The organism is Streptomyces sp. NPDC001108 (assembly GCF_053598535.1).
Map to the genome: position 1 here is coordinate 310590 of NZ_JBSFKL010000008.1, position 24674 is coordinate 335263.

A 24674-nucleotide genomic window follows, 5' to 3' on the forward strand; every position below is an offset into this window, starting at 1 on the left:
ACCCGCGCGATGGCGGCGGGGCGGCGCGTCGGCGGACCGTCAGCGGACCAGCAGCTCCAGCAACCGCTCGACCTCGGCCTCCGGGTCCGTGGTGAGACCGCTGTGCACGGGGCCCGGCTGGACGACCGTGGAGCGCGGCGCGATCAGCCACCGGAAGCGGCGGCCGGCGTCGTCGCGGGCGGCCTGGCCCGCCTGTGCGCCGCCGAGGCAGACGCCCTCGACGGCGTGCAGGGCGGCCCGTACGCCCCTCGTGTCGGCGGCCGGGTCCAGGGCCTTCAGCTTGGCCTCGTCGAGGTGGGTGCGTGCGGCCACGAAGCTCCGGGCACGGCAGTAGACCACCACGCCCGCGTTGAAGCACTCACCGCGCTCCACCCGGGGCACCACGCGCAGCAGGGCGTACTCGAAGACATCGCGCTCGCTCACCGCTGGCCGTCCTTGTCGTTCTTCTTGGTGGGGTGGGGCCAGGGGGTGAGGTGGTCGGTGAGCCAGCCGGGGGCCTGGGACGGCCGGTCCGGGGTGGGGCCGTCCATGGTGATGCGCTCGTGGATGGTCGCGGCGCGCGGCAGCAGCGCCTCCACGTAGGCACGGCGCAGCTCGTCCGTGGTGGCGAAGCCGGGCTCGTCCACCAGCCATTCGTCGGGGACGTCCGCGGCGACCTCGGTGAGCAGTTCCTCGGTGACCAGTGGGGCCAGTTCGGCGGCGGCGGCCGCGATGTCGGGGGCGAACGGGGCGAGCGCGTGGTCGGAGGCGTTGTACGGCTTGGCGGCGGAGGTCCGGGCGCCGGGCCAGTTGTGGTGCCAGATCATGGTGGCGCCGTGGTCGATGAGCCACAGGTCACCGTGCCAGACCAGCATGTTCGGGTTGCGCCAGGACCGGTCGACGTTGTTGATCAGCGCGTCGAACCAGACGACCCGTCCGGCCTCGCGCGGGTCCACCTCGTAGGCGAGCGGGTCGAAGCCGATGGAGCCGGGCAGGAAGTCCATCCCGAGATTGAGCCCGCCACTGGCCTTGAGCAGCTCCTGCACCTCCTGGTCGGGCTCGGCGAGGCCGATGACCGGGTCCAGCTGCATCTGGACGAGGGTCGGGACGCGCAGCCCGAGGCGCCGGCCGAGCTGTCCGCAGATCACCTCCGCGACGAGCGTCTTACGCCCCTGCCCGGCGCCGGTGAATTTCATGACGTACGTGCCGAGGTCGTCGGCCTCGACGATCCCGGGGAGCGAGCCGCCCTCACGTAGCGGCGTGATGTAGCGGGTCGCTACGACCTCTTCCAACATTTTCCCAGGCCACCCATCTCTTCAACCTTGCAATCCACGGAAGACTTCTTCAGAGCGTAGAGGCCGGGAGCAGGGGTCAACAGCACTGGGGAGAATCCGGGGAGTTTCGGCCAGCAAGCTGATCCCCCGCGCTCCCCGAGCAGACCGTGGACGGTACCGCGCCCCTTACTGCCGGCCTCCGGCACGAAGTGAGCATAGTAACCGAGAGTGATCGACGCGAGGGGTTTCCAAGCCGCCGCGACAAGGGGCGCGGCGGACTGCCCGGCTTCCGACATGATCGAGGCGTAGGCGTGCCGAAGCGCGTGATGAGCAGCAGGGAGAACCCCTTCCTCTCTCTCCCTCCGGTTTGCCCCACGGCAGCTCCACTTCTACCGGCGGGAACGCTTCATTGTGGCCCGCTGCCGGGAGGCCCATATGTGCGTCGACCTGTTGCGGTGCTGGTGCCCCAGATACTGGAACGCGCCGACCTCCTGCGAGCATGTCGGCTGTACGCACGGATTACAGGAGAGGTGAGGGCATGGAGACGTTGGTGGACCAGGCCGTCACGACGACCCTCCGCGGCGGGGGCGGAGAGATGGTCCGTCTGTATGTAGCCGCCTGCGCCGAACGCATGGCGCCACTGTTCGTAGGGCTGCGGGCAGGCGGAGCGGGCCGTGAAGGCGACGTGGATTTCTACGTGGAGTCCGTACGCGACCTCTGGCACGTCGACCGCCCGCTCTCCGACGCCCCGGAGCGCGTACGCGTGCTGGAGGGGTTCCCCGAGTTGCATCCGATGGATGACGAAGCGGTCACCGACGTCGTCGGCATCAACACCTTCTTCGCCGCCCTGGTCCTGCGATATGCCCTGCTGGCCAACGGCTCCGGGAGCGCTGATGACGCGGTGTCCTGTGGCCATGCGGCGCTCACTGCGATGGGGATGCTGGACCAGAATGTGTTCGGCGCCAGCTTCCGTGCGCAGGAGCATGGGCTCCAGTCCCTCTCTGCGTCGGGTGACGCCGCGGGGCTGTGGGAAGCGAGCATCGAGGCGGGACGGGAGCGGTTCCGCGCCGTACTTGGACGTACCGCCGACAACTCGGGCCGTGGGCACACGACCTCGGCTTCGGTCCCGCCCGTGCTCCAGCGGCATATCCGGTGAGCCACGTCCTTGGTCAAGCAGGCCAGGTGGAGCTCAGTACCAGCGGTTGCCGCTAGCGTCGGCATGGAGCGGACCGCTACGGCGCCGAAGCGGTTGACGAAGGCGGCGGCCCATAGGCCAATCGGTGCCCTGGTCGGTACCTGCGCCGTCCTCGTCGTCATCCTGTCCCGGCCGCGTCCGGATCACGCAGCGGGCGCAGGGTGCCGCCCGCCGACTGGGTGGCGGTGAAACTGTAGCGGCCCAGCACGTTGAGGTTCCTGTGCTTCAGCGGGGACAGCCGGGCCACGTCCTCATCCCGGATCTCGTGGCCCTCGGCGCGCATCTGGACGACGGCTATGTGCCTGGTCGTCCAGAGCACCACTGCGTTCAGGACCAGGCCGAGCGAGCCGAGCTGGTCTTATCCCAACTCGTCCAGCGAGACCGGCGGAGCGGTCACGGACTGTGGTGCCCAAGGAGCCGTAGGTACGGAAATCGCTCGGGCGCCTCACGGCACGGAGGTTGGCTCCGGTGGTTGGTAAGGGCCATGTCCTCGTATAGCTCCGGCAAGGTGGCGTGTAGATCGGGGCAGCGTCGCGCGCATAGGATCACAGCCCTCATATCCGTTCCTGGTCAGGGGGGTTCGCGTGATGGCGTTGGTTGAGGGCGAGTACGAGTTCCAGTGCGACGAGTGTGACGGAGACGGCTCCGTGCAGGTCCTGCACGGCATGCTCGACGAAGCCACCGATACGCCCAACCTCCGCTGGGAGGCGTGCGAAGACTGTCACGGCCAGGGAAAGGTGTGGGTGGACGAGCAGGTCGCGGCAGAGAAGATCCTGTACGGGCAGACGCCGACCCGTACGCCTGCCGGCGCGTGAGGTCGGCGATCTAGAACATCGCTCTGCGCTTCACCTTGTGGCACCACCATCTGCCCGATGCCGATCACCTGGTCATTGATCGCGTTCAGCTACGTTATTCCGGTCTTCTTCGCGAAGCACTTGGGGCTGGGTGCGGCATTCATGGTGCGTACGGGAACGACGAAGCGCAGGCCGTCGACGGACGCGAGCAGCCCGTAGCCCCAGAACTTGATGGTTGGCACCTGTGCCTGGGCGGCGTTCGCCGCGGCGATGGCCGGTAGACGTGGAATCCGTGCTCGCCGAGCGGGCCGAGAACGTCGTTGACTGCCTGGCCGGGCTTGGCCAACGGTCTCGGGCGACCTCGTGAGGTCAGAGTCGGCCCGCAACAGGGGCGAGCCCGCCTACGGCGGCGGCCTGCGCCCTCCACATCGATCTCGATCAGCAAGGCGGCGGTGAGTTCGGTGTCGGTGAGGATCCGGGGCAACGCACTCCAAAGGCCGCATCCAACTAACTCGCCTTGATTTTCAGTGAGTTGACTCAAAGGAGGACGCCTCCGGCCTTAGCATGTGCGCAGCTGATTCATGGGGGAAATGATGGATCCGACGGACCTCGTGTCACAGGCCGTGCGAGTAGTAACAGCGCTTGCCGGGAGCGCAGCCACCGCGGCGGCCACCGGAGTGGGGCAGGCCGTCTCCGACCTCGTACGGCAGCGGCTCAGCGGTACGCCATCGGGACAAGCGGCCTTGGCAGCTGTGGACGCGCGGCCCGATGACCCGGCTGCCGTCGCAGGGCTGCACAATGAGCTCAACGCCGGGGTCGCGGCCGACCAAGACTTTGCCGCCGCGTTGGCCGCGGCCCTCGCTCCGGTCCTTGCGGGGCCGCCGCCCGAGGAACCGCCTATGCAGACCATCCAGAACAGTGTGGTAATCGACGGTGGGGCGCGGGTGCGCGGCAACACCATTTCGCTCGGGCCGGTGACCTTCAACAACACTCCTGCGGGACGTTCCGCCTTCGGCGGGGTCTGCGTCGCGCTGGCGACCTTGGTGGCACTCTTGGTCTACGGCAGCGTCCAAGCCCTCGACGGTGACTCTCCCGGCTCCCGGACCAGAGGCGGGTCGGAGTCGGGGCAAGGCCAACAGGAGACCGGGACGACCGGCAGCAACGAAACGGGCAACCACACAGCAGGCACCGGCAATGCGGACGGCGCGCAGCCGCTCGCCGGTGCAGAGGCCGTCCGCAACGTACTGCCGGACGCGACAAGCCTGCCGTCGGGCTGGACCGAGAGCTCAGCACCCACCGCAGACGTCTCCTCGCAGGATGACGGCTCCACCTTCGAAGGCCAGGCCGAGTATCTGGGGCGCTACAGCATGGAGACCCAGTTCCTTGTTTTCTCCTATCCGGACGAAGGCACGGCACGGGCGGCCTTCGACAAAAAAACCTCCAAGGCCCGGGAGCAGGGAGCGAGTTCACTGACCATGGCACAGACTGGGGACCAGGTCGCAGCGTTCTCGATCTCGACGAGCCGGGGAGACGCGTACGTCACCCATACCAGCCGAAGCACCGTGGTCCGCACCGGAACGGTCCTCACCATCGTCGTCGGCAACGACAACGAGAGCCGCAGTTACAGCAGCGCAGACCTCGAAAGCCTTACCCGACTCCTCTCCGACCGCGCCCGAGCGGCCCAGACGGGCTGACAACGCCGACTTCGCCGCGCTCACCGGGGCTCCTCTCCGCGCTCACCGACCCCCTGCTCCTGACCCGGCCGCTCGGCCCGGACGCCGACCGCGCACTACAGGCCCCCAACGACACCATCCGCACCCTGCTCGGGCAGGCCCGTGCCTTTCGCCAGTGGAACGACGAGACAGCCCCTGCCGGGACTGGGGGCGCCCTGACCGCGGTCGCCCGCCAGTGGACCGGCCACCCCGACTTCGAAGTCGCCGGCTCCTCCGGGGGTCCGTCCTGCCGATCACCCTCTGTGGCCGTATTGGGCCGTGCTGAAATGTCGATCAACACAGGTCTTGATCGACATTTCGAGCGTCGCATGGCGTCAGGAAGGTGGAAACAACGCACCGCCGGTCGACGTATGCCTGAGGTCGGTCACTTGGCGAGCTTGCCGTCCGCCCGCACGGTGAACCAAGTGCCGTTGACAGCATGCCCGTTGGTCTCGCCGGGCTGTTCGTCACCGGTGTACCAGTAGAGCGGCCAGCAGTCGATGGTGAGCTGCTCGGTGCCGTCGGGGCGGGTGTACTTGATGAGGAGCTTGGGGGCGATGCCCTTGATGTTCTTCTTGTCGACGAGCTTGGCCGGCTTCCACTGCTTGAGGCAGTCGCCCTGACAGTTCGACTTCATCGGCCAGGCCGTGTCCTTGGTGAACCGGTAGAGCGTGCGGCCCTTGCCGTCGCGGATGATCTCGCCGAGTTCCTTGTCCTCGACCGTCGACAGCGCGGGAAGTGCCTTCGGGGCGCTCGCCGTCTGCTTCGCCTTCGACCCGTCGGGGGCGGCCGCGAACCACGTGCCGCCGATGCCCTGCCCGCGGGTCTGCCGGGGCTGCGTGTCCTGCGCGTAGCGGTAGAGCGGCCGGCCGGCGAGCGTGAGCTGCCTGGTGCCGTCGGGGCGTTCGACCGAGCCCAGCAGCGACGGGTCGAGGCCGCGGCCCGCCTTCGCACTGTCGGCGAGCACCGGAGGCCAGGCGGCGGCACAGTCGCCCGCGCAGGTGGACGCGGAGGGCGAGGCCGTGTCCTCGTCGAAGCGGTACAGGGTGAAGCCGGCTCCGTCCGTCACGACCGAGCCCAGATTCGCGCTCTTCCACACGCTCAGGCGGCCCGCTTCCTCGGGCTGCGCCCCGCTGGCCTTCGAGGCGGAGAGCTCCGGGGAGCCGGCGGTTGTTGCCGCCGTGCTCCGGGAGCCGCCGCACGCGGCTGTGCTCAGGACCGCGGCAAGGGTGATCGCGACCGGGACGTAGGCGAATTTGCGCATGGGGATCCCTCTTTCGGAACTCTCGACGAATGCGTGAAATGAATAGCTGAGCTGATTACCCAGGTGGGTGCGGCCTTTTCAGCGTCTCTTGATCTGCTCGATGCGCACCTGAAAGGCCCGCCCCGGCAGCCGGGGAGGAGGCCGGCCGGCTGCCGGAGCGGAGTTTCCGGACCCGGAATCCGTCCTGGCCGGTCACCGTGAACACGGCTTCGGCTACGGAACGGTTCAATTCCGAAGGATTTCTTTCCTCGGGTCGCCCCTATCGGCGTGCGGCGTCACACACGCCCCGTGCCCGCCCCAACCAACGTCTGTGTCGGAACGACCACTTGGATGCCGAGCACGCCCAGGTCCACGCTTCCGTCGCTCTCCGCGTACCACCGCCAGTGCGCGCCGGGGATGTCGCCGACGGTGAGGACTGTCCAGCTGCCGCCCTCCGGTGAAGAAAGGCCCGCGAGGGCCCGTGCCTCGTCCGCCGTCGGCGCGTCCTGGAGGACGACGAAGCCCGTGACCTCGCCGGTACGGGCCGCGCCGCGTACCAGGCCGATGCCCAGTTCCTCTGCCGAGTCGAGGATCTCGTCCGGCGCCTTGCCCTGCACATCGGTGACCGAGCGGACCCGGACCAGGCCGTTGAGGCCGGGCAGGGCGCTTGCGCTCGGGTCCACCGACACCACCACCGTGCTCTGTCTCGGGAGTTCGAGGAGACCGCGGACCAGGGCCGCCACCGTGTCCTGCGCGACGACGAGGTCACCGCTGATGCTGAGCGCACCGTTGATCTGCCCGAGGTCCACCATGACCTGCGCGCCCCGCTCGCTCACCCCGATCCGGGCGAGGTGCGGCAGTGCGAGCGTCACGTCAGCCGTCGGATCGCCCTCGATGACGGGGGTCAGCCCGGTGCGCTCCCAGCGATTCGGTTCGAGCGCGGTCCACGACGCGGGCGCCGTGCGCGCCCCCGATACCGACGCGAGCAGCTTCGTGGGTTCGGCGAGGACACTGTAGACCCGTACCGGACGCTCCGCCTCCGCCGCGTCGGCGGGGATCAGTTCGCGCAGGGCCTGCCGCACCATTACCGGCGTACGGGTGTCCGCCGCGAGCCGCCGCGCGAGCGCGCCCCGCCGACGCCGCCGCAGCGCGAGCGCCAGGCGGCGCGGCAGCCGGGGCCGCAGCACCCGGGCGGCCCGCACGGTCCCGGAGCCGGTGGCGCGCACGGCCCGGCCGATCGGACGCCGCGCGACGATCACCACGGTGAGTACGGCGGCGCCGGCGACACCCCCGATCAGCCACGGCGACCCGAGCCGGTCGCCGAGCCCGGCGAACTGTCCAGAGCCCCGGCCGGCCGCGGCGCGGGGCGCGGGGGAGGCACTCCGTGCGGGGGGCTTCGCCGCGTCGGCGTTCTCCTCGGGCAGGACACCGAACTCCACGCCGGGCCCGTCCGCATCCTCCGGCAGGATCAGCGGGAAGCCCGGGGTCAGCTGGTCGGGGCTCACGAAGGCCGAACCGTCCGGCAGCTGGCGCGCGCTGTTGAGGACCAGGATCTCCTCGAACCGGTCGCCGTCGCCGAGGGTGCGCTGGGCGATCCCGAACAGCGTCTCCTGCTCGCCTCCGTTCTCCTGAGCGGACTTGACCACGTAGTACTTCGTCACCTCGTCGGCCCGCAGCGCCCGGGGAGACTGCATCCGCACAGCCGCCGGTGGCGGTGCGGAGTCCAGAGCCCGTACGGAACCCAGCGCCTGCGCCGGTGCGGGCAGCGCCAGCCAGGTGGCGGCCACCAGGCCGCACACCGCCGTCACCCGTGCCGTCGTGCGCCACGGCGTCGGCCGCCGCGCTTCGTTCGTCGTCCTCGGGGCGTCGCGCATCTTTCTCGTCCTCCTCCGTACGGGGCCTGGTGACGCGCACTGCTGATGCGTCGGCCGTCACACGCGCGGAACCCCGGGTCGGTTCAACGAGCTGAACCGAAACGTCGACGGCCCCGTTAGGAGGTGCCGAACAGGCGTGTAGCCGTGAGGAGTTGGAAATGGCGCGTCGGCACACCACGGGCTGGGAGGTGCTCGGGTTCGGGGAGGACCCGACACCCGGGAACCCGGAGGCGATCAGAATACTGGCCAGGACCTATCTGGAGCTGGGCGACGGAGCGGGCGAGGCGGTCGACCTGCTGCGCGACGACGGGGCGCTGCGCCGCGGCAAGGGCCAGGCGATGGACGCCCTGAAGACGCGCATCACCAAGGATCTGCCGGGGCTCCTGGAGAAGACCAGGGACTCCTTCCGTACCGCCGCAGGTGCCTACGACGAGTACGCGAACACCCTGACCGACGCCCAGGACCTGCTGGACCGGGCCATCGACCAGGGCCAGGAGGTCGCGGCCACCGCGAAGGCGGAGATCCCGGCCCTCGCGGCGGACGCCACCCCGGAGCAGGCCGAGACCCACCAGACGCAGCAGGGCGAGGTGAACGCCGCGAAGGAGGCGCTGTCGGCCGCCGAAGAACTCGGCCGCGCGGCGCAGCGGATGCGCGAGGACGGGTCCGACAAGGCCACGATCATCCTCGACGAGGCCGCGGACCAGGCCATCCCCGCACGGGACTTCGTGAAGCAGTTCGGTGACTTCCTCGCGGACAACCCGCTGGTGGAGATCATCGCCGGTGTCATCATCGGCATCGTCGCCGTGTTCTTCCCGGTCGTGGGTCTCATCCTGGGCGCGATCCTGTTCGCCGTGTCGGTGATCCGGATGGTGTCGCAGGGCAAGATCGACGCCGGTGAGATCATCATCGGCCTGCTCACCCTCGTACCCGGTGGTGTGCTGCTCGGCGGGCTCGGGAAGATCGTCGGGGCGGCGGGCAAGCTGGCGAAGTTCGCGCCCTTCCTGGCCAAGGTGGGCAAGGGCGTCGGGACGGCTTCAGGGGCGGTATCGGCTGCGCTGAAGAACTCGACGTTCGTCCGCAAGATCATCGACCCGCTGGCCAAGGGCCTCGTGGGCCTCAAGACGTCCCCCGGCCTGGCCCTCGGCGCCAAGTTCGCGATCGACGTGACCACCGAGTTCTCCCTCGGCTTCCTGGCGAGCGGAATCACGGCGCTGGTCGACGGGAAGAAGTTCGACGCGGCCTCGGCCGCCACGGGCGCCGCGCTCGGCGCCTCCACGGCCGGTGCCTTCACGCTGTTCGGCGGGACGAAGTTCGCCACCAGCATCAAGGACGCCTTCACCACCAAGGGCAAGTTCAAGAGCAACATCGACAAGGCGTTCTCCGTGAACAGCCTCGGTGTCGTCGACGGCAAGTTCAAACCCACCAACGTCCTGTTCTCCGAAACCAAGGGCGCGCAGAAGACCGGCTTCCACGGCATCAACGGCACGACCAAGTCGGACCCCACCACGGGCGAGGTCAAGACAAAGGTCACGACCCCGGACGGCACGAAGACCGAGACGAAGATCACCCCGCCCGGTCCCAAGGCCGACCAGGCCCCCGATGACCTGCCCTTCGCAGTCGCGCCGCCCCAGACGTCTACGACCACCACGACTCCCGACGGGTTCACCTCGACGACCGCGGACGGCACGAACACCATCAAGAGCCCGGACGGCGACGTCATCACCTCGAACGGCATTACGACGACGATCGACACCCCGATCCAGGGCCCGACCACGAAGGAGAAGATCACCGGCGGGCTCGGCGGCGAGTTCGCGCCCGCGCAGTCGGAGAAGCCCGCGCTCTCCACGGAGCTGGGCCCGAACGGCGGCTTCACGACCTCGGGACCGTTCGGCGAGGTCTCCAAGGGGCCGGGCGGCGTCACGACGTTCAGCTCTCCCGGCGACGGCGGTCCCACACCGGAGTTCACCGTGAACAACAACACGGTCTCCACCCCGAACGGGCTCACCCTGACCGACAACGGCGGCTCCACGACGGTGGGCGGTGGCGGGCTCACCACGAACAACACGAACGGCGTCAACTCGGTCTTCAACGGCCCCCCGGCGGGCCAGCCGGTGGCGACCCACAACCCCGCCGACGGCAACGTCGCCATCAACTTCGGCAACACCACGCTCAACGGCAACACGGGAATCACCGGGGGCGGATTCGCCCTGCCGGACGGCACGCAGGCCCACGTCGGCGGCAACGGCAACGTGAGCGTCGTCAACGGCGACGGCGGCCAGAACGTCAATCTGCCCCCGGCCAACGCGGGCGGCCCGGTCACCTTCACCGACACCAACGTGAACACCAGCATCACCCCGGGCGGCGGCGCCACCATCACCACGCCGGGCGGCCCCGCCACCACACTCGACAACACGGGGTTCACGGTGACCACCGGCGGCCCCACCCCCGAGACAGTGCAGTTCAACGGTCCGGGCAACTCTCTCGATGTCACCCCGCCCGGCGGCCAGCAGCAGGTCTCGGTCGGCCCGGACGGCTCCATCACCACCGGCAACATCAAGACCGACGGCGGTGGCGGCGGTACGGCCACCGGCGGCGGGGGGAACGTCGAGTTCTCGCCCATCGACATCAAGTTCAGCACGCCCGACGGCGGAACGATCACCGTCAACCCGCAGGGGCAGTTCGACCTGAACCCCTCCGGCACCCAGCCGCCGGTCACGGTCAACCCGAACGGGGACATCGCCGTGGGCCCGAGCGACGTGGCCCCGATCACCTTCAACGGCCCCGACGGCACCGCCGTCACCATCAAGCCCGGCGGCGGCCTCGACGTGACCCCGCCCGGCGGCCAGCCACAGATCTCGGCAGGCCCGAACGGCGGCGTCACCGTCAACGGGATCACCACGGACGGCAACGGCGGCGGTACGGCCACGGGCCCCGGCGGCAAGGTCGACTTCTCGCCGCTCGACATCAGGTTCAGCTCCCCGGACGGCACGACGTTCACCATCAACCCCAACGGCAAGTTCCACGTCGACGGGATCAGCCACGGCGCGGACGGCGTCACCATCGGCGGCTCGACCACGGTCAACAACGACGGATCGGCGAGCATCGCCCACGGCGACCAGGAGATCCACGTCGCTGCCGACGGCACCATCACCGCCAACGACGCGCAGGGCAACCCGGTCCCGCCGGCCGTGCCGCAGCCGACCGCCGGAAATCCGGTGAACGCGGGCAACACCACCGTCTCCGTGGACAACGGCGGCGGCCACTCGGTCACCGTCCACGGCCCGAACGGCGCCACCGTGACCGTCGACAACAGCGGCACCACGACCGTCAGCCATGGCCCGATCCAGGCGAGTCACGGCCCGAACGGAATCAGCGGCAGCGTGGGCACCGCCCACCCGGTCCAGGTCAGCCAGGGTCCGAACGGTGTCACGACCGTGAGTCAGAACGGTACGTCGGTGAGCACGGGTGGGACCGGCCCGACCACGGTCGGACCGCAGGGCGGGCCCGCCTCGGTCACCGTCAAACCGCCCTCGGGCGGCGACCCCGCCCAGGTCACCACCGCCGACGGCAGCACCACCAGCGTCCACGAGGACGGCACCGTCACCAAGTCCGCGCCCGCGGGAGCCGGCAGCCAGACGGTCGACACGGGCGGTCCGGACAGCACCACGGTCACGGTCGGCAACAATGGCACCACGACCGTCAGCCATGGCCCGATCCAGGCAAGTCACGGCCCGAACGGCACCGGCGGCAGCGTGGGCACCATCAACCCTGTCCAGGTCAGCCAGAGCCCGGACGGTGTCACGACCGTGAGTCAGAACGGTACGTCGGTGAGCACGGGAGTGAACGGCCCGACCACGGTCGGACCGCAGGGCGGGCCCGCCTCGGTCACCGTCAAACCGGCCGACGGAGGCAACCCGACACAGGCCACCACCTCCGGCGGCAGCACCACCACCCTGACGGGGAACGGTGCCCGGACGGACATCAACGGCAACAACACGGCGAGCAGCACGATCAACAACGACGGCACCATCGGCAACAATGCCCCGGCAGGCCCCAACAGCACCGTCACCACCGGAGCGAACGGCACCACCGTCGCCGACAACAACGGCAACTTCAGCGTGGACAACACCGGCACCGTCACCAACGGCCCGATCACCATCACCGCCAACACCGACGCGGGCAACAACTCCGTGGCCACCTTCACCGACACCTCAGCCGCCGGAGCGCGGGCCGATGTCGGCCCCAACGGCGTCAACACCCAGGGCATCAACACCATGGTCGACCCGGGCGGCGGCGTCACCTTCACCCACCACCAGGCACCCGGCAGTCCGGCCACGACCGTCAGCTCGGGCCCCGACGGCACGATCACCGCACAGACCCCCGACGGGGCCGAGGCGAAGGTGCCGCCCCCGAGCCCCGCGGGCGGCGCACCCGTCCCCGCACCGACCCCCAGCACGATCACCAACAACAACGGAGCCACCCTCTCGACGGACGGGCAGAACACCACATTCACCAAGGACGGGTTCACGACCACCATCGGCAACGACGGCACCGGCCCGGCCACCACCACCGTCCACCACGACTCCGGCGTCAGCCACACCGTCGACGCCAACGGCCAGGCCACGGTCAACAACTCGCCGAGCGGCGCCGTCATCACCGGCACCCATACCCAGGTGACGGTGAACACCCCGCAGCAGGAGGGCTGGGGCCTGTTCGGCTCACCGGAGATGACCGGTGGCCAGAACACCCTGTCCAACGGCCCGAACGGACCCACGATCACCACGCACGGTGCCGACCCGGTGCATGAGCCCGGCAGCACCGTCGTGCACGGCCCGAACGCGGGCGGACCCGACGGCGAGTTCTCCGTCACGTACGGGCCGGCCACCGGCACCTTCGCGCCCGGCGGCGTCACCGGCCTCGGCCCCTCCGGCACCCACGTCGACCCGGTCACCAACCTTCCGATCGACACGGCGGGCAACCCCATCGGCAACAACCCCGGCGAGACCTCCATCAGCACCGTCACCGGCGACGGCAACAGCGGCATCACCGTGCCCACGCCCGGGGGCGGCCCGGTCGTGCACCACGACGGCTTCTTCGGCGGAAACACCAGCGTGGACACCCACAACACCACCTTCGGCAAGAGCCCCGGCGAGGTGGAGAACGCCGGTACGCCGGGCCAGAAGTCCGACGTCCTGGACGGCCCGCACAACCCCTTCAACCGTGACCCCGCGCCGGGCCCCGAGACCTTCACGGTCGGCGGCAACGGCGGCGGCCCCTCCGCGGACATCCCGGTCGGCGGCAAGGGCGCCTCCACCGTCCACGGCGGCCCGTTCGACGTGAAGGCCAACGGCGACGGCACCTTCGACGTCTCCGTACCCGGCAGCAACCAGCCGGGCGACACGGTCACAGTCGGACCGGGCGGCAGCCTCACCGGCCCCGGAGTGCCTCCTGCGACGCAACCCGGAGCAGGACAGGAGGGGCCCGCCGGACCCCCGCAGGTCACCTTCAGCAACAACACCACTGTCACCGGCGGGCCGGGCACGGCGCCCGTCGTCACCCCCCACGGGGGCGGTGCCACGACCACGTTCGCCAACGGCGCCGCCACCACCACCGACCAGGCGGGCAACGTCACCATCACGCAGAACCCGGACGGCAGCACCTCGTTCAGCAACACCGCGGGCGGCGAGAACACCACGTTCACCGTCACCAAGGACGGTGCGGAGGGCACCGTCATTACGACCGACAACAACGGCAACCCGGTCACGTTCGACGTCAAGGTCAACAACAACGGCTCCGTGCAGGTGAAGGACGCCAACGGCAAGATCCTCACCGAGGTCGACGCGAACGGCTCCTTCAACGAGCAGCACACCCCTATCCACGACTACCACGCCTACGCGGGCGGCCCCACCTCCGTCACCGAACTCCACGAATACGGCTACGAGGCCCTCACCAGCATCCTCAAGGGCGCCGTCGGCCAGGCCGTCAGTGTCGGCTACGAGGTGGGTGCCAAGGGCGCCGACGCGCAGACCACCCTGGAGAACGCGGGCATCAAGCTCGGCTACGGCGTGGGAAATTCGCTGGCCGGAAAGAAGGTCGAGAACGCTCACGGATTCAAGACCAAAGGCCCCGAAGTGCCTCTCTCCTCGATTCCCACGAAAACCATCGGCGCCGTCAACTCCAACCAGGACACCGACTTGGCGAATCCACCGGAAGAAGCCCCCATCAAAGTCTGAACCGATCTGCCGCCCCCCTCGTGTGTAGGGCGCGGGTCCACAAAATGGTCCATGAAACAAACTTCCACACCACCGACTTGGAACAAGGAGAAATTCCGATGGCCGATTACATCGTCAACGACGAGAAGACCAACGCCGCCGCCACCCAGACCATGAACGAGTACGAGATCGCGGTCGCCCAGCTCAACAAGATCAAGACCGACCTGGACGCGCTCACCGCCGACGGCTACAACACCCCGTCGGCGAAGAACGACTTCCAGCCCTTCGTGCAGGAGTACACGGACAACTACGGCAAGGTCACCGAGGGCCTCACAGGCATCTCCGAGTACATCAAGAAGTACGGCGAGGGCATGACCCAGTTCGACTCCGAGATGGGTTCCAGTCTCCGCAAGTGACCCCGCCCGGAGGCCGGCCGGGCCCCTCTCCGGCACGGCCGGCCTCCCCGCACCCCCGACAACCTCTGGTGACCCCCGTGCCCAAGGAGCACTGACGATGCGTCTGACCGTCACCGCCGTCGACCCGGAGCAGGGTCAGACCGCGGACATCATGATCGAGGCCGACCCCGAGGCTCCCGCCGGCGAGCTCGCCGAGCAACTGCACCGGCGGCTACGCGGCGGCACCCCGGACACACCGCCCGTCCTGTACCACGGGGCCACCCCGCTGGCCGCCGACCAGCCGATGGCCGCTGCCGCCCTGCGCTCCGGCAGCCTGCTGTCCCTGGACGCCCCCGCACCCGAGGCGGGCCCGGAGCCGGACGGCGTCGTGGAACTGCGCGGCATCGGCGGCGCCGACGCCGGGCTGGTGTTCCGGCTGTCGCCCGGCGACTACGAGATCGGCTCCGCCGCGTCCTGCCGCATCCAGCTCCGCGCCGAAGGGCTCGCGAAGACCGCGGCGCGCCTGAAGGTGCACGCCGACTCCACCGCGACCGTATGCTCCGTCGACCAGGACGGCGTCACACGGGACGGGACCGAGGCACGGGACTGGACGGACTGGCCGCTCGGCGGCGTACTCACCGTCGGCCCGGCCCTGCTCGAACTGGCCGCGCCGTCCGTGCCCGACGCCGCCCTCCAGCCCTCCGACGACGGCGTGGGGCTCGACTACAACCGGCCGCCCCGGCTGCTGCCCCCACCGGTCAACAATCGATTCCAGCTCCCCGTACCGCCCGGCAAACCCACCCGCAACAGGCTTCAGCTCATGCTGATCTTCGCGCCGTTGATGATGGCCAGTGTCTCGTTCGTCCTCTTCAACAACCCCAGGTTCCTGATCTTCGGCGTCCTCTCCCCGGTCGTCGCCCTCGTCTCCCAGTTCTCCAACAAGCGCCGCGGCAAGGAGAGCTACGAGGATCGGCTCAAGGAGTACGAGGAGAAGAAGGCCGTCCTGGAGCAGGACGTCGACGAGGCGGTGCTCGCCGAACAGCACGCCCGGCGCCTCGCCGCCCCGGACCCGGCGTCGGCCCTCCTGATCGCCACCGGCCCGCGGCAGCGGCTGTGGGAGCGCCGCTGGCGCGATGACGACTTCCTGCTGATGCGGCTCGGTGTCGCCGACCGCCCGGCCTACGTGGAGCTCCAGGACCCCGCCGAGCCGGAACACCGCCGCAGGGTCGACCGCACCACGCACGCCGTACCCGTGACCGTGCCGCTGCGCGCCTGCGGCGTCATGGGCGTTGCCGGAGGCGACACCGCCGAGCCGCTGGTGCGCTGGCTGATCGCCCAGGCCGCCGTCCTGCACAGCCCCTCCGACCTGCGGATCTGTGTACTGTCCGGCACGGGCGGCGCGGACCGCTGGTCCTGGGTGCACTGGCTGCCGCACTGCGCGCCGCTCGGCGAGGACACCATCTCCCTGGTCGGCGCGAGCGCCGAATCCGTGGGCCGCCGCATCGCCGAACTCACCACCGTGATCGCCGCCCGGCAGGCGGCCGGCGACCGGGCGCCGCGCGGCGGAGCCGTGGGCGAACCCGACGTCCTGGTCGTCCTCGACGGTGCCCGCAGACTGCGCTCCCTGCCCGGCGTCATCCAGATCCTCCGCGACGGGCCGGCCGTCGGCGTGTACGCGCTGTGCGTGGACGACGAGGCCCGGCTCCTGCCCGAGGAGTGCCGCGCCGTGGCCGTGGCCGGGCCGAAGTGGCTGCGTGCCGAGCAGGACAGCGCGGACCCCGTCGACGAGGTCCGCGCGGATGCGCCGAACCGCTCCTGGTGCGTGGGCGTGGCCCGCGCGCTCGCGCCGATCCGCGACGTGGGCGACGACGCCGACGAGAACCTGCTGCCCGCATCCGCCCGGCTCCTCGACGTACTCGGCCTCGAACCGCCCACCCCCGACGCCGTGGCCGCACGCTGGGTGATCGCCGCCCGCAGCACCCGCGCCGTGATCGGCGAGGGCGTGGACGGTCCGTTCGCCGTCGACCTGGCCGCCGACGGGCCGCACGGCCTGATCGCGGGCACCACCGGATCCGGCAAGTCCGAACTGCTCCAGTCCCTGGTGGCGAGCCTCGCCGTCGCCAACCGGCCGGACGAGCTGAACTTCGTCCTCGTCGACTACAAGGGCGGCAGCGCCTTCGCCGAGTGCGAGGACCTGCCGCACACCGTCGGCATGGTCACCGACCTGGACACCCACCTCGTGGGGCGGGCCCTGGTCTCCCTCGGCGCCGAACTCAAGCGACGCGAACACATACTCGCCGAGGCCGGTGCCAAGGACATCGACGACTACACCGACAAGCGCACCCGCCGCCCCGAACTCGCCCCCATGGCCCGGCTCGTCCTCGTCATCGACGAGTTCGCTTCGATGGTGCGAGAACTCCCCGACTTCGTCTCCGGACTCGTCAACATCGCCCAGCGGGGCCGCTCACTCGGCATCCACCTGATCCTCGCCACCCAGCGGCCCTCCGGCGCGGTCACCGCCGACATCCGCGCCAACACCAACCTGCGGATCGCGCTGCGCACCACCGACACCAGCGAGAGCCGCGACATCATCGACGCCCCCGACTCCGGACAGCTCTCGCCCCGCACCCCTGGCCGCGCCCACGCCAGGCTCGGCCACGCGGCGCTGCTGCCGTTCCAGACCGGCCGGATCGGCGGCCGGCGCCCCGACGCCTCGGACACGGTCGAGGACCGCTCGGCGCCGGTGCTCACCGAACTCCACTGGGAGGCCCTCGGCGCCCCGATACCCAGGCCGGACGCCCAGGAGGACACCTTCCAGCGGGTCACCGACCTGTCGGCCCTGGTCGGCGCGGTACGCGACGCGGCCACCCATCTCTCCGTGCCGCCCGCCCGCCGCCCCTGGCTGCCCCCGCTGCCCGACATCCTCACGCTCGCCGACCTGCCTGCGCCTCCCGGGGCGGCCGAGGACGGCCGGCTCGTCCCGGTGGCGTACGGCCTCGTGGACGTACCCACCGAACAGGCCCAGCGTCAACTGGCCTTCGACCCCGATGGGACGGGGCATCTGTACATCGTCGGCTCGCCGCGCAGCGGCCGGTCCCAGACGCTGCGCACCCTCGCCGCCGCTCTCGCCGGCGCGCACGGCTGCGCCGACGTCCACCTGTACGGACTCGACTGCGGCAACGGAGCCCTCCAGGCCCTCACCGGACTGCCGCACTGCGGTGCCGTGGTGGACCGGGGTCAGGTCGAGCGGGTGGCCCGCCTCCTGAACCGCCTGGTCGCCGAGGTCGGGCGGCGCCGTGAACTCCTCGGCAGACGGGGCGTCGCCGACCTCACCGAGCTGCGCCGCGCCCTGCCCGAGGCGGAGCGGCCCCCGCACATCCTGCTCCTCGTCGACCGGTTCGAGGCGTTCGAGCGGGACTTCGCCAACTACGACCAGGGCAGCCTGATGGACGCCATGACCCTTCTGATGCGCGAGGGCGCGAGCGTCGGCGTGCACCTGCTCCTGTCCGGAGACCGCATCCTCGGCCAGAGCCGGTTCTCCGCCTCCACCGAGGACAAGCTGGTCCTGCGCCTCAACGACCGCTCCGACTACTCCATGGTGGGCCTCAACGCCCGCAATGTCCCGGAGGACCTCCCGGCCGGCCGCGGTGTCCTCGCCAAGGACATCAACAGCGCCCAGGTCGCGTTGATCCCCGGCACCCACGGCACCGACGCCACCGGCGCGGGTCAGGCCCAGGCACTCGACGCACTCGCCGAGCGGGTCGGGGAACGGGACGCCGACGTGCCCGCCGGGCGCAGGCCGTTCCGCGTGGACGTCCTGCCCGACGAGCTGGACTTCGCGGACGCCCTCGCCCGCAAGCCGCACCGCGTCTCCCCGTTGTGGGCGATGATCGGCGTCGGCGGCGACGAACTCGCCGCCATCGGAACCGACTTGTCACAGGTGCCGTCCTTCGTGGTCGCCGGCCCGCCGAGGTCGGGCCGCAGCACCGTGCTGCTCACCATGGCGAAGTCGCTGACCGATTCCGGCACGAAGATCGTGGTGATCGCGCCGCGCAATTCACCGCTGCGCGGCCTCGCCGGACAGCTCGGCGTCGTGCAGGTCTTCACCGACGCGGACGTCGCGGTCGCGGACTTCCGCGCCGCACTCGGCAAGGTGGACAGCCCCGCCGGAGCCATCCTCGTCGACGACGCGGAAATGATGATCAACTCCGAGCTCGACACCGACTTCGTCGCGCTCGCCCGCGGCAGCGCCGGGGACGGCTGGGGCCTGATCGTGGCCGGCAACAACGAGGCGTTGCTCGGTGGCATCGGCGGCTGGCAGGCCGCCGTACGCCGCAACCGCTGCGGCGCCCTGCTCGCGCCACGCCTGATGAGCGACGGCGAACTCGTCGGCGCGCGTCTGCCACGCGGCCTGATGGGCCAGGACAGCGAACCCGGCCGCGCCCATCTGCAGCTCGGCGACGGCCGCTTCACCACGGTCCGCGTGCCCGCGACGACGGTGGACTGACCGGCAGTACGGCGTACCCCACCACGTCGCACCGCACCACAGAGCAAGGCCGTAAGGCATCCGCTCCCCTCCGGCCGTCGGAGGGGAGCGGATGCCTTACGGCCTTCTGCACACATGAAGAAGAGGGCCTGGCCGTTCCCCCAGGAACGGCCAGGCCCTGTGCGGGGCCGACGTCGGTCAGGTGGCCGCCGCGCCGGCGCCCACCGGCGCCTCCTCACCGAAGGCGAACGTCGAAGTGATGGCGTCGAAGAGGTCGCACAGCGGCTCGGCGAGCGGAATGTTCGGACTGAAGCAGGTGATGATCAGGACCCGCTCACCACCGGGAACCGGCACGAACGTGTGCGTCACCACCGTCTTGTACGAGATGCCGTCGGCGATCTCCGTCTCCTCGATGCCGGTCATCCGGCCGACCGGACCGACACCCGGCAGCGTCGCCGTCGTGAGGGTCCGGGTGGTGCCCTCGCGTCGGCGGCCCCCGGCGGCCGAGAACTGTTCGGCGATGCCCTTGGCGGAGAAGTCCTCACCGGGCGGCGGATTCACGCTGAACACCATGAGCCCGGCCATCAGCAGGCCGTCCTCGTACATGGCGGTGGTGCCCGCCGCATAGACGGCGCCGCGCATGCGGGCGCCCTCCATGATGCGCCGCGCGGTGCGGAACGTGTGGTTGATGGCGTCCCGGGTCTCCTTCTGCGGAGCCTGCCGCAGCATCTCGGCGCGGCGCTCGGCGAGCGTGTCGCCGTGCAGGTCGTACTCCGTCCAGTTCTCCGGGATGGCGATCCCGAAGGTGTGCGAACCAGCGGTCATGGGACCGTTCTCCTCAGTTCGTTCCGGGCCGGGCCCGTGCCGGGCCAGGCGGACAGGGGGAAGCGATGCGGCCGTTCTCCTAGGACGACGGCCGGGCGGCACCCCTGGCGGGTGTCGCGTCGCCGCCACCACCCTGGCTGCCGCTTTCCTTGAGCGAAGAGCCCATGTTGGTGTCGAATTCGGCGAAGGCCTTCACGATGGCATCGCAGCCGTCCTTGAGGTCCTTGCTGTTCCGCTTGACCTGCACGCGCCCGTCCTTCCACGCTTCGTCGAAGTTCGTGCCGGGGCGCACCAGTGGCGGGCCGACGTCCTCGGGGTTGTAGCCCGAGGGCCGGGTGTCGATGAGATCCACCACCCGGCCCAGCAGCTCACCGAGACGTTGCACCTCGTCTCCCGGCATCTCGATCTCGGCCAAGGCTCCTCCCTCGTACGCGTCGTCCGGCGGGCGCGTCCCGCCCCGCTCCAGGAACGGCCGTGGACACGGGACGGTTCAACGACCCGCCGGATCAAGGGCATGCGGGAGTCGGAGCGGTACGGGACCGGCCCCCGGAGACGGTCACGCGGACTCGCGGACGAGTTTTCCGTCGGGCGATACGGCGAACCACTCGCCGTCAAGGCCCTGCCCGTTGACGTCCCCGGGCACCATGTCGCCGACGTAGTAGTACAGCGGCCAGTCCCCGTACGTGACGTGCACGGCACCCCCCGACTGCTTCGCCTCGCGCAGCAGCGACTTCTTGACGCCCTTGCCCGCGTCGGCAGGGGAAGGGCTGGTCAGCGCGGGCCACACGGCGATGCACTCCGCGTCGCAGTTGCTGGTCGCCTCCTTGTCCTTGGTGAACGCGTACAGGGTGCGGCCCTGGCCGTCGACCAGGATGGAGCCGAGCCCGACGTCCGCCACGGTGACCTCGGTGGCGGGCGCCGTCTTGACCGGTTTCCTGTCCGCGCCGGTGTCGCCGTCGCTCCCGGTACCGCAGGCGACAAGTCCCAGGACCAGCGGGATCGCGAACAGAGCCTTGCGTGCGCGCATGGTGATGACCTCTCTCGTACGTCGTGAAAAGCGGCGGGGTGAGTTCCCCGCGGCCCACACGTGCCGGCCGCCGTACGGGTTCAGCGAGCGCCGTCCCGTCTGCCGACGCCCCGGATCGCGGACGGCGTTGAACCGTTCGGTCCGTGCGTCCGTTGGTCGACGCGAAGGGCCCTGGAAGCCCAACTCCCGGAAGGACGAAAGACATGCGCAGGCTCACTGTCGCGGCGGGCGTCGCCGTGCTCCTCGCCGGTCTCACCGGCTTCGCCGGTACGGCCCCGGCGTCGGCCGAGAACGGCCCCGGCCCCGGGGGATCCGATGATGCCCGGATCTCGACGGCCGCCGCCGAAGCGGCGCGGGCACCGGCCGTCTCCCTGATCGCCCGGCTCACCGGCGACCTGGCAGCGCGGAAGAAGGGCGGGTCCACCGAGGGCGCCCAGGACGGCAAGGCCGTCGTGCTCATCAAGGTCAAGGGCGACCGCGTCACCTTCGCCCTCACCTGGAACGGCATCGGCAGGCCGACACGCGGCCACCTCCACCAGGGCCAGGCCGACAGCGAGGGCGGGGTGAAGGCCGAGTTGTTCGGTACGGCCATGCCCGCCTCGGTCAATTCCGCCGCCGGGCAGACCTCGATCCCCTCCGCCGCGCTCGCCCGGCGGCTGCGCACCGACCCCGGCGGCTTCTCCGTCGACCTGCACTCCGAGGAGCCCCCCGGCGGCGCGGTGCGCGGACGGCTCCGGCTCCTGGAGAGGCCGGTGAACCCGCTCAGCATCATCAGGGGCGGCAAGTTGCGCGCGCTCGCGGACGGCGGCCAGGAGATCCCGGCCGACGACGCCGGGAAGGCGGGCGACCCGGACGGGCACAGCACCACGTTCCTGCACCCGAGGCCGGACCGCGTCGACTACTCCATGGCCTGGGTGAACATCGGGGCGCCGTTGGCCGGACACATCCACGAAGGCGTGCTCGGCGAGAACGGCGACGTACGTCTCCCGCTGTTCGTCACTCCCGTACCGAAGAACATCTTCGCGATCTCCGGCAGCGTCAGCACCCCCGACGCCGAGCTGATCGCACGTCTCAAGGGGAGCCCGACCACCTTCTACTCGAACGTGCACACCCGGGAGTTCCCCGACGGCGCCGTACGAGGGCAGTTGTTCCGCTGACGTTCACCGACAAGAGGCTGACGGAGGTTTCGCGGGTGGCTTGTGAGCAATCTTGATTGCCCCGGCCCCTGGTGACACCCTGCATCCGTGCGGATCAAGCTGCCCTTCCCCAACTCCCTTCTCTACTGGGGGATACTGCCCGTGACGCTCGGGCTGACCGTGATCCTGGCCCTCATGACGTTCGGCGCCGACAGGGCCGCCACGGTGTCCGGCGCACCCGCCGACGAGAAGTACGTGGACCTCGGGACCGTCGCGCCGACACGGGCGCCCACGACCGGACCCGACGCGTCCACCGGCTCGTACACCGTCGACTGCGGCCGCAACGAACAGGGCCACTACAACATGGACAACGTCGTGACCTCCCCGGGCGTCGTGAACGGCGCCCACCACACCCACGACTACGTCGGCAATCTCTCCACCAATGCCTTGTCCACCGACCGGACTCTGGCCGCCGCCGGAACCACCTGTGCGGGCGGCGACCGGTCCACGTACTACTGGCCGGTGCTGCGCCGCCTGGACCGCACCGGCGAGGCCCACAAGGCCGGCGCAGGCGCCCACGGCAACACCGGTGAGGCCGTCACGGCCTCCTCGGTGCGGGTGGAGTTCCGCGGCAATCCGGTCAGCTCGGTCGTCGGCATGCCCCGCTTCCTGCGGCTGGTGACGGGCGACCCGGTCGCGGCCACCACGGCGAGTGCGAACGTCCGTGCCCAGTGGGGCTGTTCCGGCTACCCGGACCGGTTCACCCGCAACTACGTGCGCTGCCCGCAGGGCAGCGGACCGACCCGCACCCTGGACTTCCCGAGCTGCTGGAACGGCCTCGCCACCGACAGCCCCGACCACCGCGCGCACGCGCAGTTCCCCGCCGCCGACGGCACCTGCCCGCGGACCACGTTCCCCGTGCCGCAACTGCGCGTCACCCTCACCTATGAGCTCCCGGAGGGCACACCGTTCGCCGTTGACTCCTTTCCGGAGCAGCTACGCGATCCGATCACCGACCACGCGATGTTCGTGAACGTGATGACCGGGGACCGCATGGCGGAGCTGGTGCACTGCATCAACGAGGACCGGCAGTGCAAGGCGGGGTGACCAGGGCCCCTCGCAGGACCCCGGCCAGCATGTGATTCAGCTCACACCCGCTGGGGATTGAACCGGTCCGGCCCGCCGTCCGTGTTCAGCGCATCGGCCCAGGAGAGGACGGAGAAGATGGATGGCGGCATTGTGGTCCCGCAGCCGGCAGAGACAGGACACCGGTGACGAGGCACTGATCCGGTCCCTCTACGAGGAACACGGCAGAGCCCTGCTCGCGTACGCGCAACGCCTGACCGGCGATCGCAGCGCCGCCGAGGACGTGGTCCAGGAAACCCTGATCCGGGCCTGGAAGCACCCGGACGCGCTGGTCAACGGCAAGGGCTCGGTACGTGGCTGGCTGCTCACCGTGGCCCGCAACATCGTCACGGACCGGTACCGGGCCAAGGCCGCGCGCCCCCCGGAAGTCGCCGAGTCGGTGACCACCCAGCCCGTCGAGCAGGACCACGCGGACGCCGTGGTCGACTCGATGGTCGTCATGGAGGCGCTCGACCGGCTCTCCCCGGACCATCGGGACGTACTCATGGAAATCTACTTCCAGGGCAGGAGCGTCGCCGAGGCGGCGAACAGGCTCGGGATACCACCCGGGACGGTCAAGTCCCGGTCACACTATGCGTTGAAGGCCCTGCGGGACATGTACGCGGACAGACCGAAGGCAGTGGATCTCGTGGCGTTGAAGGGGGTGGCGGTATGAGCATCAAGGAGCATGACAGCGAACTGCTCGGCGCCTACGTCCTCGGCGCGCTCGATGAGCGGGAGGTGCGAACCGTCGACGAACACGTTGCGTCGTGCCAGAAGTGCCGTGACGAACTGGGCGAGTTGAGGGACATGGAGTCCGCTCTCGGCGAAGTGCCTCCGGAGGCGTTCCTCGACGGGCCCCCGGAAGGCGGTGACCTGCTGCTTCAACGCACGCTGAGGCAGGCCCGCAGCGAACGTGCCGGGCAGACGCTGCGGCGAAGAGCTGCCCTGGGCGCGGTCGCGGCGGTCGCGGCGGGCGCCGTGCTCGGTGGCGGCATACTGATCGGGCAGAACACGGGCGCCGGCCGCGCCCTGGAGGCCCACCCGCTGGCCCCCTCGGTCACGGCCACCGCACCGGCCACGCCCCCGGGGAGCGTGAGGGTCGTCGAGGGCCACAGCACCAGGACCGGCAGCGAGATGCGCCTGAAGGTGACCCCGGCAGTCGACTGGATCCGCCTCAACGCCTCGGTCACCGGCATCCCGGCGGGAGAGCGCTGCCGCATCGTGGTGGTGGCGAAGGGCGGCAAGCGCGAGATCGCCGGCAGCTGGCTGGTCGCCGACAAGGAGAAGGGCGCGAACCTCGACGGCTCGGCAGCCGTCCCCATGGACGACGTCGAGAAGGTCGTGGTCGAGAACGACAAGGGCAAGGAGTACGTACAGGTCAGGATCTGAGTACG

The 24674-nt window shown here is 70.2% G+C and carries 17 protein-coding genes and 2 pseudogenes; 10 read left to right on the top strand and 9 right to left on the bottom strand.

Going from position 1 to position 24674, the window contains the following annotated elements:
* Positions 1-39 precede the first annotated feature (39 nt).
* Positions 40-423, bottom strand: coding sequence for a DUF3037 domain-containing protein (locus ACWC97_RS20410; protein ID WP_352274276.1), 384 nt, complete (start codon positions 421-423; stop codon positions 40-42).
* A complete protein-coding gene (locus tag ACWC97_RS20415) occupies positions 420-1274 on the bottom strand; it encodes a HipA family kinase (RefSeq protein ID WP_352274275.1) in 855 nt (284 codons plus the stop codon). The genes ACWC97_RS20410 and ACWC97_RS20415 overlap by 4 nt, the downstream gene beginning before the upstream one ends.
* A gap of 517 nt (positions 1275-1791) precedes the next feature.
* On the opposite strand from ACWC97_RS20415, the gene ACWC97_RS20420 reads away from it, so the two are divergent.
* Positions 1792-2409, top strand: coding sequence for a hypothetical protein (locus ACWC97_RS20420; protein ID WP_450650713.1), 618 nt, complete (start codon positions 1792-1794; stop codon positions 2407-2409).
* Positions 2410-2566: 157 nt separating this feature from the next.
* Here ACWC97_RS20420 and ACWC97_RS20425 read toward each other — a convergent pair.
* Positions 2567-2806 (bottom strand): annotated as a pseudogene (locus ACWC97_RS20425) (Tn3 family transposase); the annotation flags it as partial.
* A gap of 229 nt (positions 2807-3035) precedes the next feature.
* Here ACWC97_RS20425 and ACWC97_RS20430 point away from each other — a divergent pair.
* Positions 3036-3263, top strand: a complete 228-nt coding sequence (locus ACWC97_RS20430) for a hypothetical protein (protein WP_450650715.1) — start codon at positions 3036-3038, stop codon at positions 3261-3263.
* A gap of 92 nt (positions 3264-3355) precedes the next feature.
* Here the strand turns inward: ACWC97_RS20430 and ACWC97_RS20435 are convergent.
* Positions 3356-3526, bottom strand: a pseudogene (locus ACWC97_RS20435) (Tn3 family transposase); the annotation flags it as partial.
* A 615-nt stretch (positions 3527-4141) separates the two neighbouring features.
* Between ACWC97_RS20435 and ACWC97_RS20440 the strand changes: the two are divergent.
* The gene (locus ACWC97_RS20440) at positions 4142-4936 is read left to right on the top strand and encodes a hypothetical protein (RefSeq protein WP_450650717.1); all 795 of its coding nucleotides are present in this window, start codon (positions 4142-4144) and stop codon (positions 4934-4936) included.
* Positions 4937-5339: 403 nt separating this feature from the next.
* Here ACWC97_RS20440 and ACWC97_RS20445 read toward each other — a convergent pair whose 3' ends face one another.
* Together ACWC97_RS20445 and ACWC97_RS20450 are read right to left on the bottom strand one after the other, a co-directional pair.
* A complete protein-coding gene (locus ACWC97_RS20445; RefSeq protein WP_450650719.1) occupies positions 5340-6218 on the bottom strand; it encodes an SCO0930 family lipoprotein in 879 nt (292 codons plus the stop codon).
* Positions 6219-6493: 275 nt separating this feature from the next.
* On the bottom strand, positions 6494-8071 hold the full coding sequence (locus ACWC97_RS20450; protein WP_450650721.1) for a hypothetical protein: 1578 nt from the start codon (positions 8069-8071) through the stop codon (positions 6494-6496).
* Positions 8072-8229: 158 nt separating this feature from the next.
* Between ACWC97_RS20450 and ACWC97_RS20455 the strand changes: the two genes are divergently transcribed.
* The 3 genes from ACWC97_RS20455 to ACWC97_RS20465 all read left to right on the top strand — a co-directional run bounded on the left by ACWC97_RS20455 (position 8230) and on the right by ACWC97_RS20465 (position 19185).
* Positions 8230-14304, top strand: coding sequence for a hypothetical protein (locus ACWC97_RS20455; RefSeq protein ID WP_450650723.1), 6075 nt, complete (start codon positions 8230-8232; stop codon positions 14302-14304).
* A 98-nt stretch (positions 14305-14402) separates the two neighbouring features.
* Positions 14403-14699, top strand: coding sequence for a hypothetical protein (locus tag ACWC97_RS20460; RefSeq protein WP_352274267.1), 297 nt, complete (start codon positions 14403-14405; stop codon positions 14697-14699).
* A gap of 97 nt (positions 14700-14796) precedes the next feature.
* A complete protein-coding gene (locus tag ACWC97_RS20465; protein ID WP_450650725.1) occupies positions 14797-19185 on the top strand; it encodes an FtsK/SpoIIIE domain-containing protein in 4389 nt (1462 codons plus the stop codon).
* 177 nt (positions 19186-19362) lie between these two features.
* On the opposite strand, the gene ACWC97_RS20470 is transcribed toward ACWC97_RS20465, so the two are convergent.
* From ACWC97_RS20470 to ACWC97_RS20480, 3 genes are all read right to left on the bottom strand, one after another.
* Complete coding sequence (locus ACWC97_RS20470; protein WP_352274265.1) at positions 19363-19989, bottom strand: hypothetical protein; 627 nt, start codon at positions 19987-19989, stop codon at positions 19363-19365.
* Positions 19990-20068: 79 nt separating this feature from the next.
* Positions 20069-20404, bottom strand: coding sequence for a hypothetical protein (locus tag ACWC97_RS20475; protein WP_352274264.1), 336 nt, complete (start codon positions 20402-20404; stop codon positions 20069-20071).
* Positions 20405-20545: 141 nt separating this feature from the next.
* Positions 20546-21016, bottom strand: a complete 471-nt coding sequence (locus ACWC97_RS20480; RefSeq protein ID WP_450650727.1) for a COG4315 family predicted lipoprotein — start codon at positions 21014-21016, stop codon at positions 20546-20548.
* 203 nt (positions 21017-21219) lie between these two features.
* On the opposite strand from ACWC97_RS20480, the gene ACWC97_RS20485 reads away from it, so the two are divergent.
* The 4 genes from ACWC97_RS20485 to ACWC97_RS20500 all read left to right on the top strand — a co-directional run bounded on the left by ACWC97_RS20485 (position 21220) and on the right by ACWC97_RS20500 (position 24669).
* A complete protein-coding gene (locus ACWC97_RS20485) occupies positions 21220-22173 on the top strand; it encodes a CHRD domain-containing protein (RefSeq protein WP_450650729.1) in 954 nt (317 codons plus the stop codon).
* Between the two features lie 87 nt (positions 22174-22260).
* Positions 22261-23259: a DUF1996 domain-containing protein gene (locus tag ACWC97_RS20490; RefSeq protein WP_450650731.1), complete on the top strand. Its 999-nt coding sequence runs from the start codon at positions 22261-22263 to the stop codon at positions 23257-23259.
* Positions 23260-23380: 121 nt separating this feature from the next.
* Positions 23381-23953 carry a sigma-70 family RNA polymerase sigma factor gene (locus tag ACWC97_RS20495; RefSeq protein ID WP_352274260.1) on the top strand — a complete coding sequence of 191 codons (573 nt, stop codon included), beginning with the start codon at positions 23381-23383 and terminating at the stop codon, positions 23951-23953.
* Complete coding sequence (locus ACWC97_RS20500) at positions 23950-24669, top strand: anti-sigma factor family protein (protein ID WP_450650733.1); 720 nt, start codon at positions 23950-23952, stop codon at positions 24667-24669. Before ACWC97_RS20495 ends, ACWC97_RS20500 begins: the two co-directional genes overlap by 4 nt.
* Positions 24670-24674: the final 5 nt, after the last annotated feature.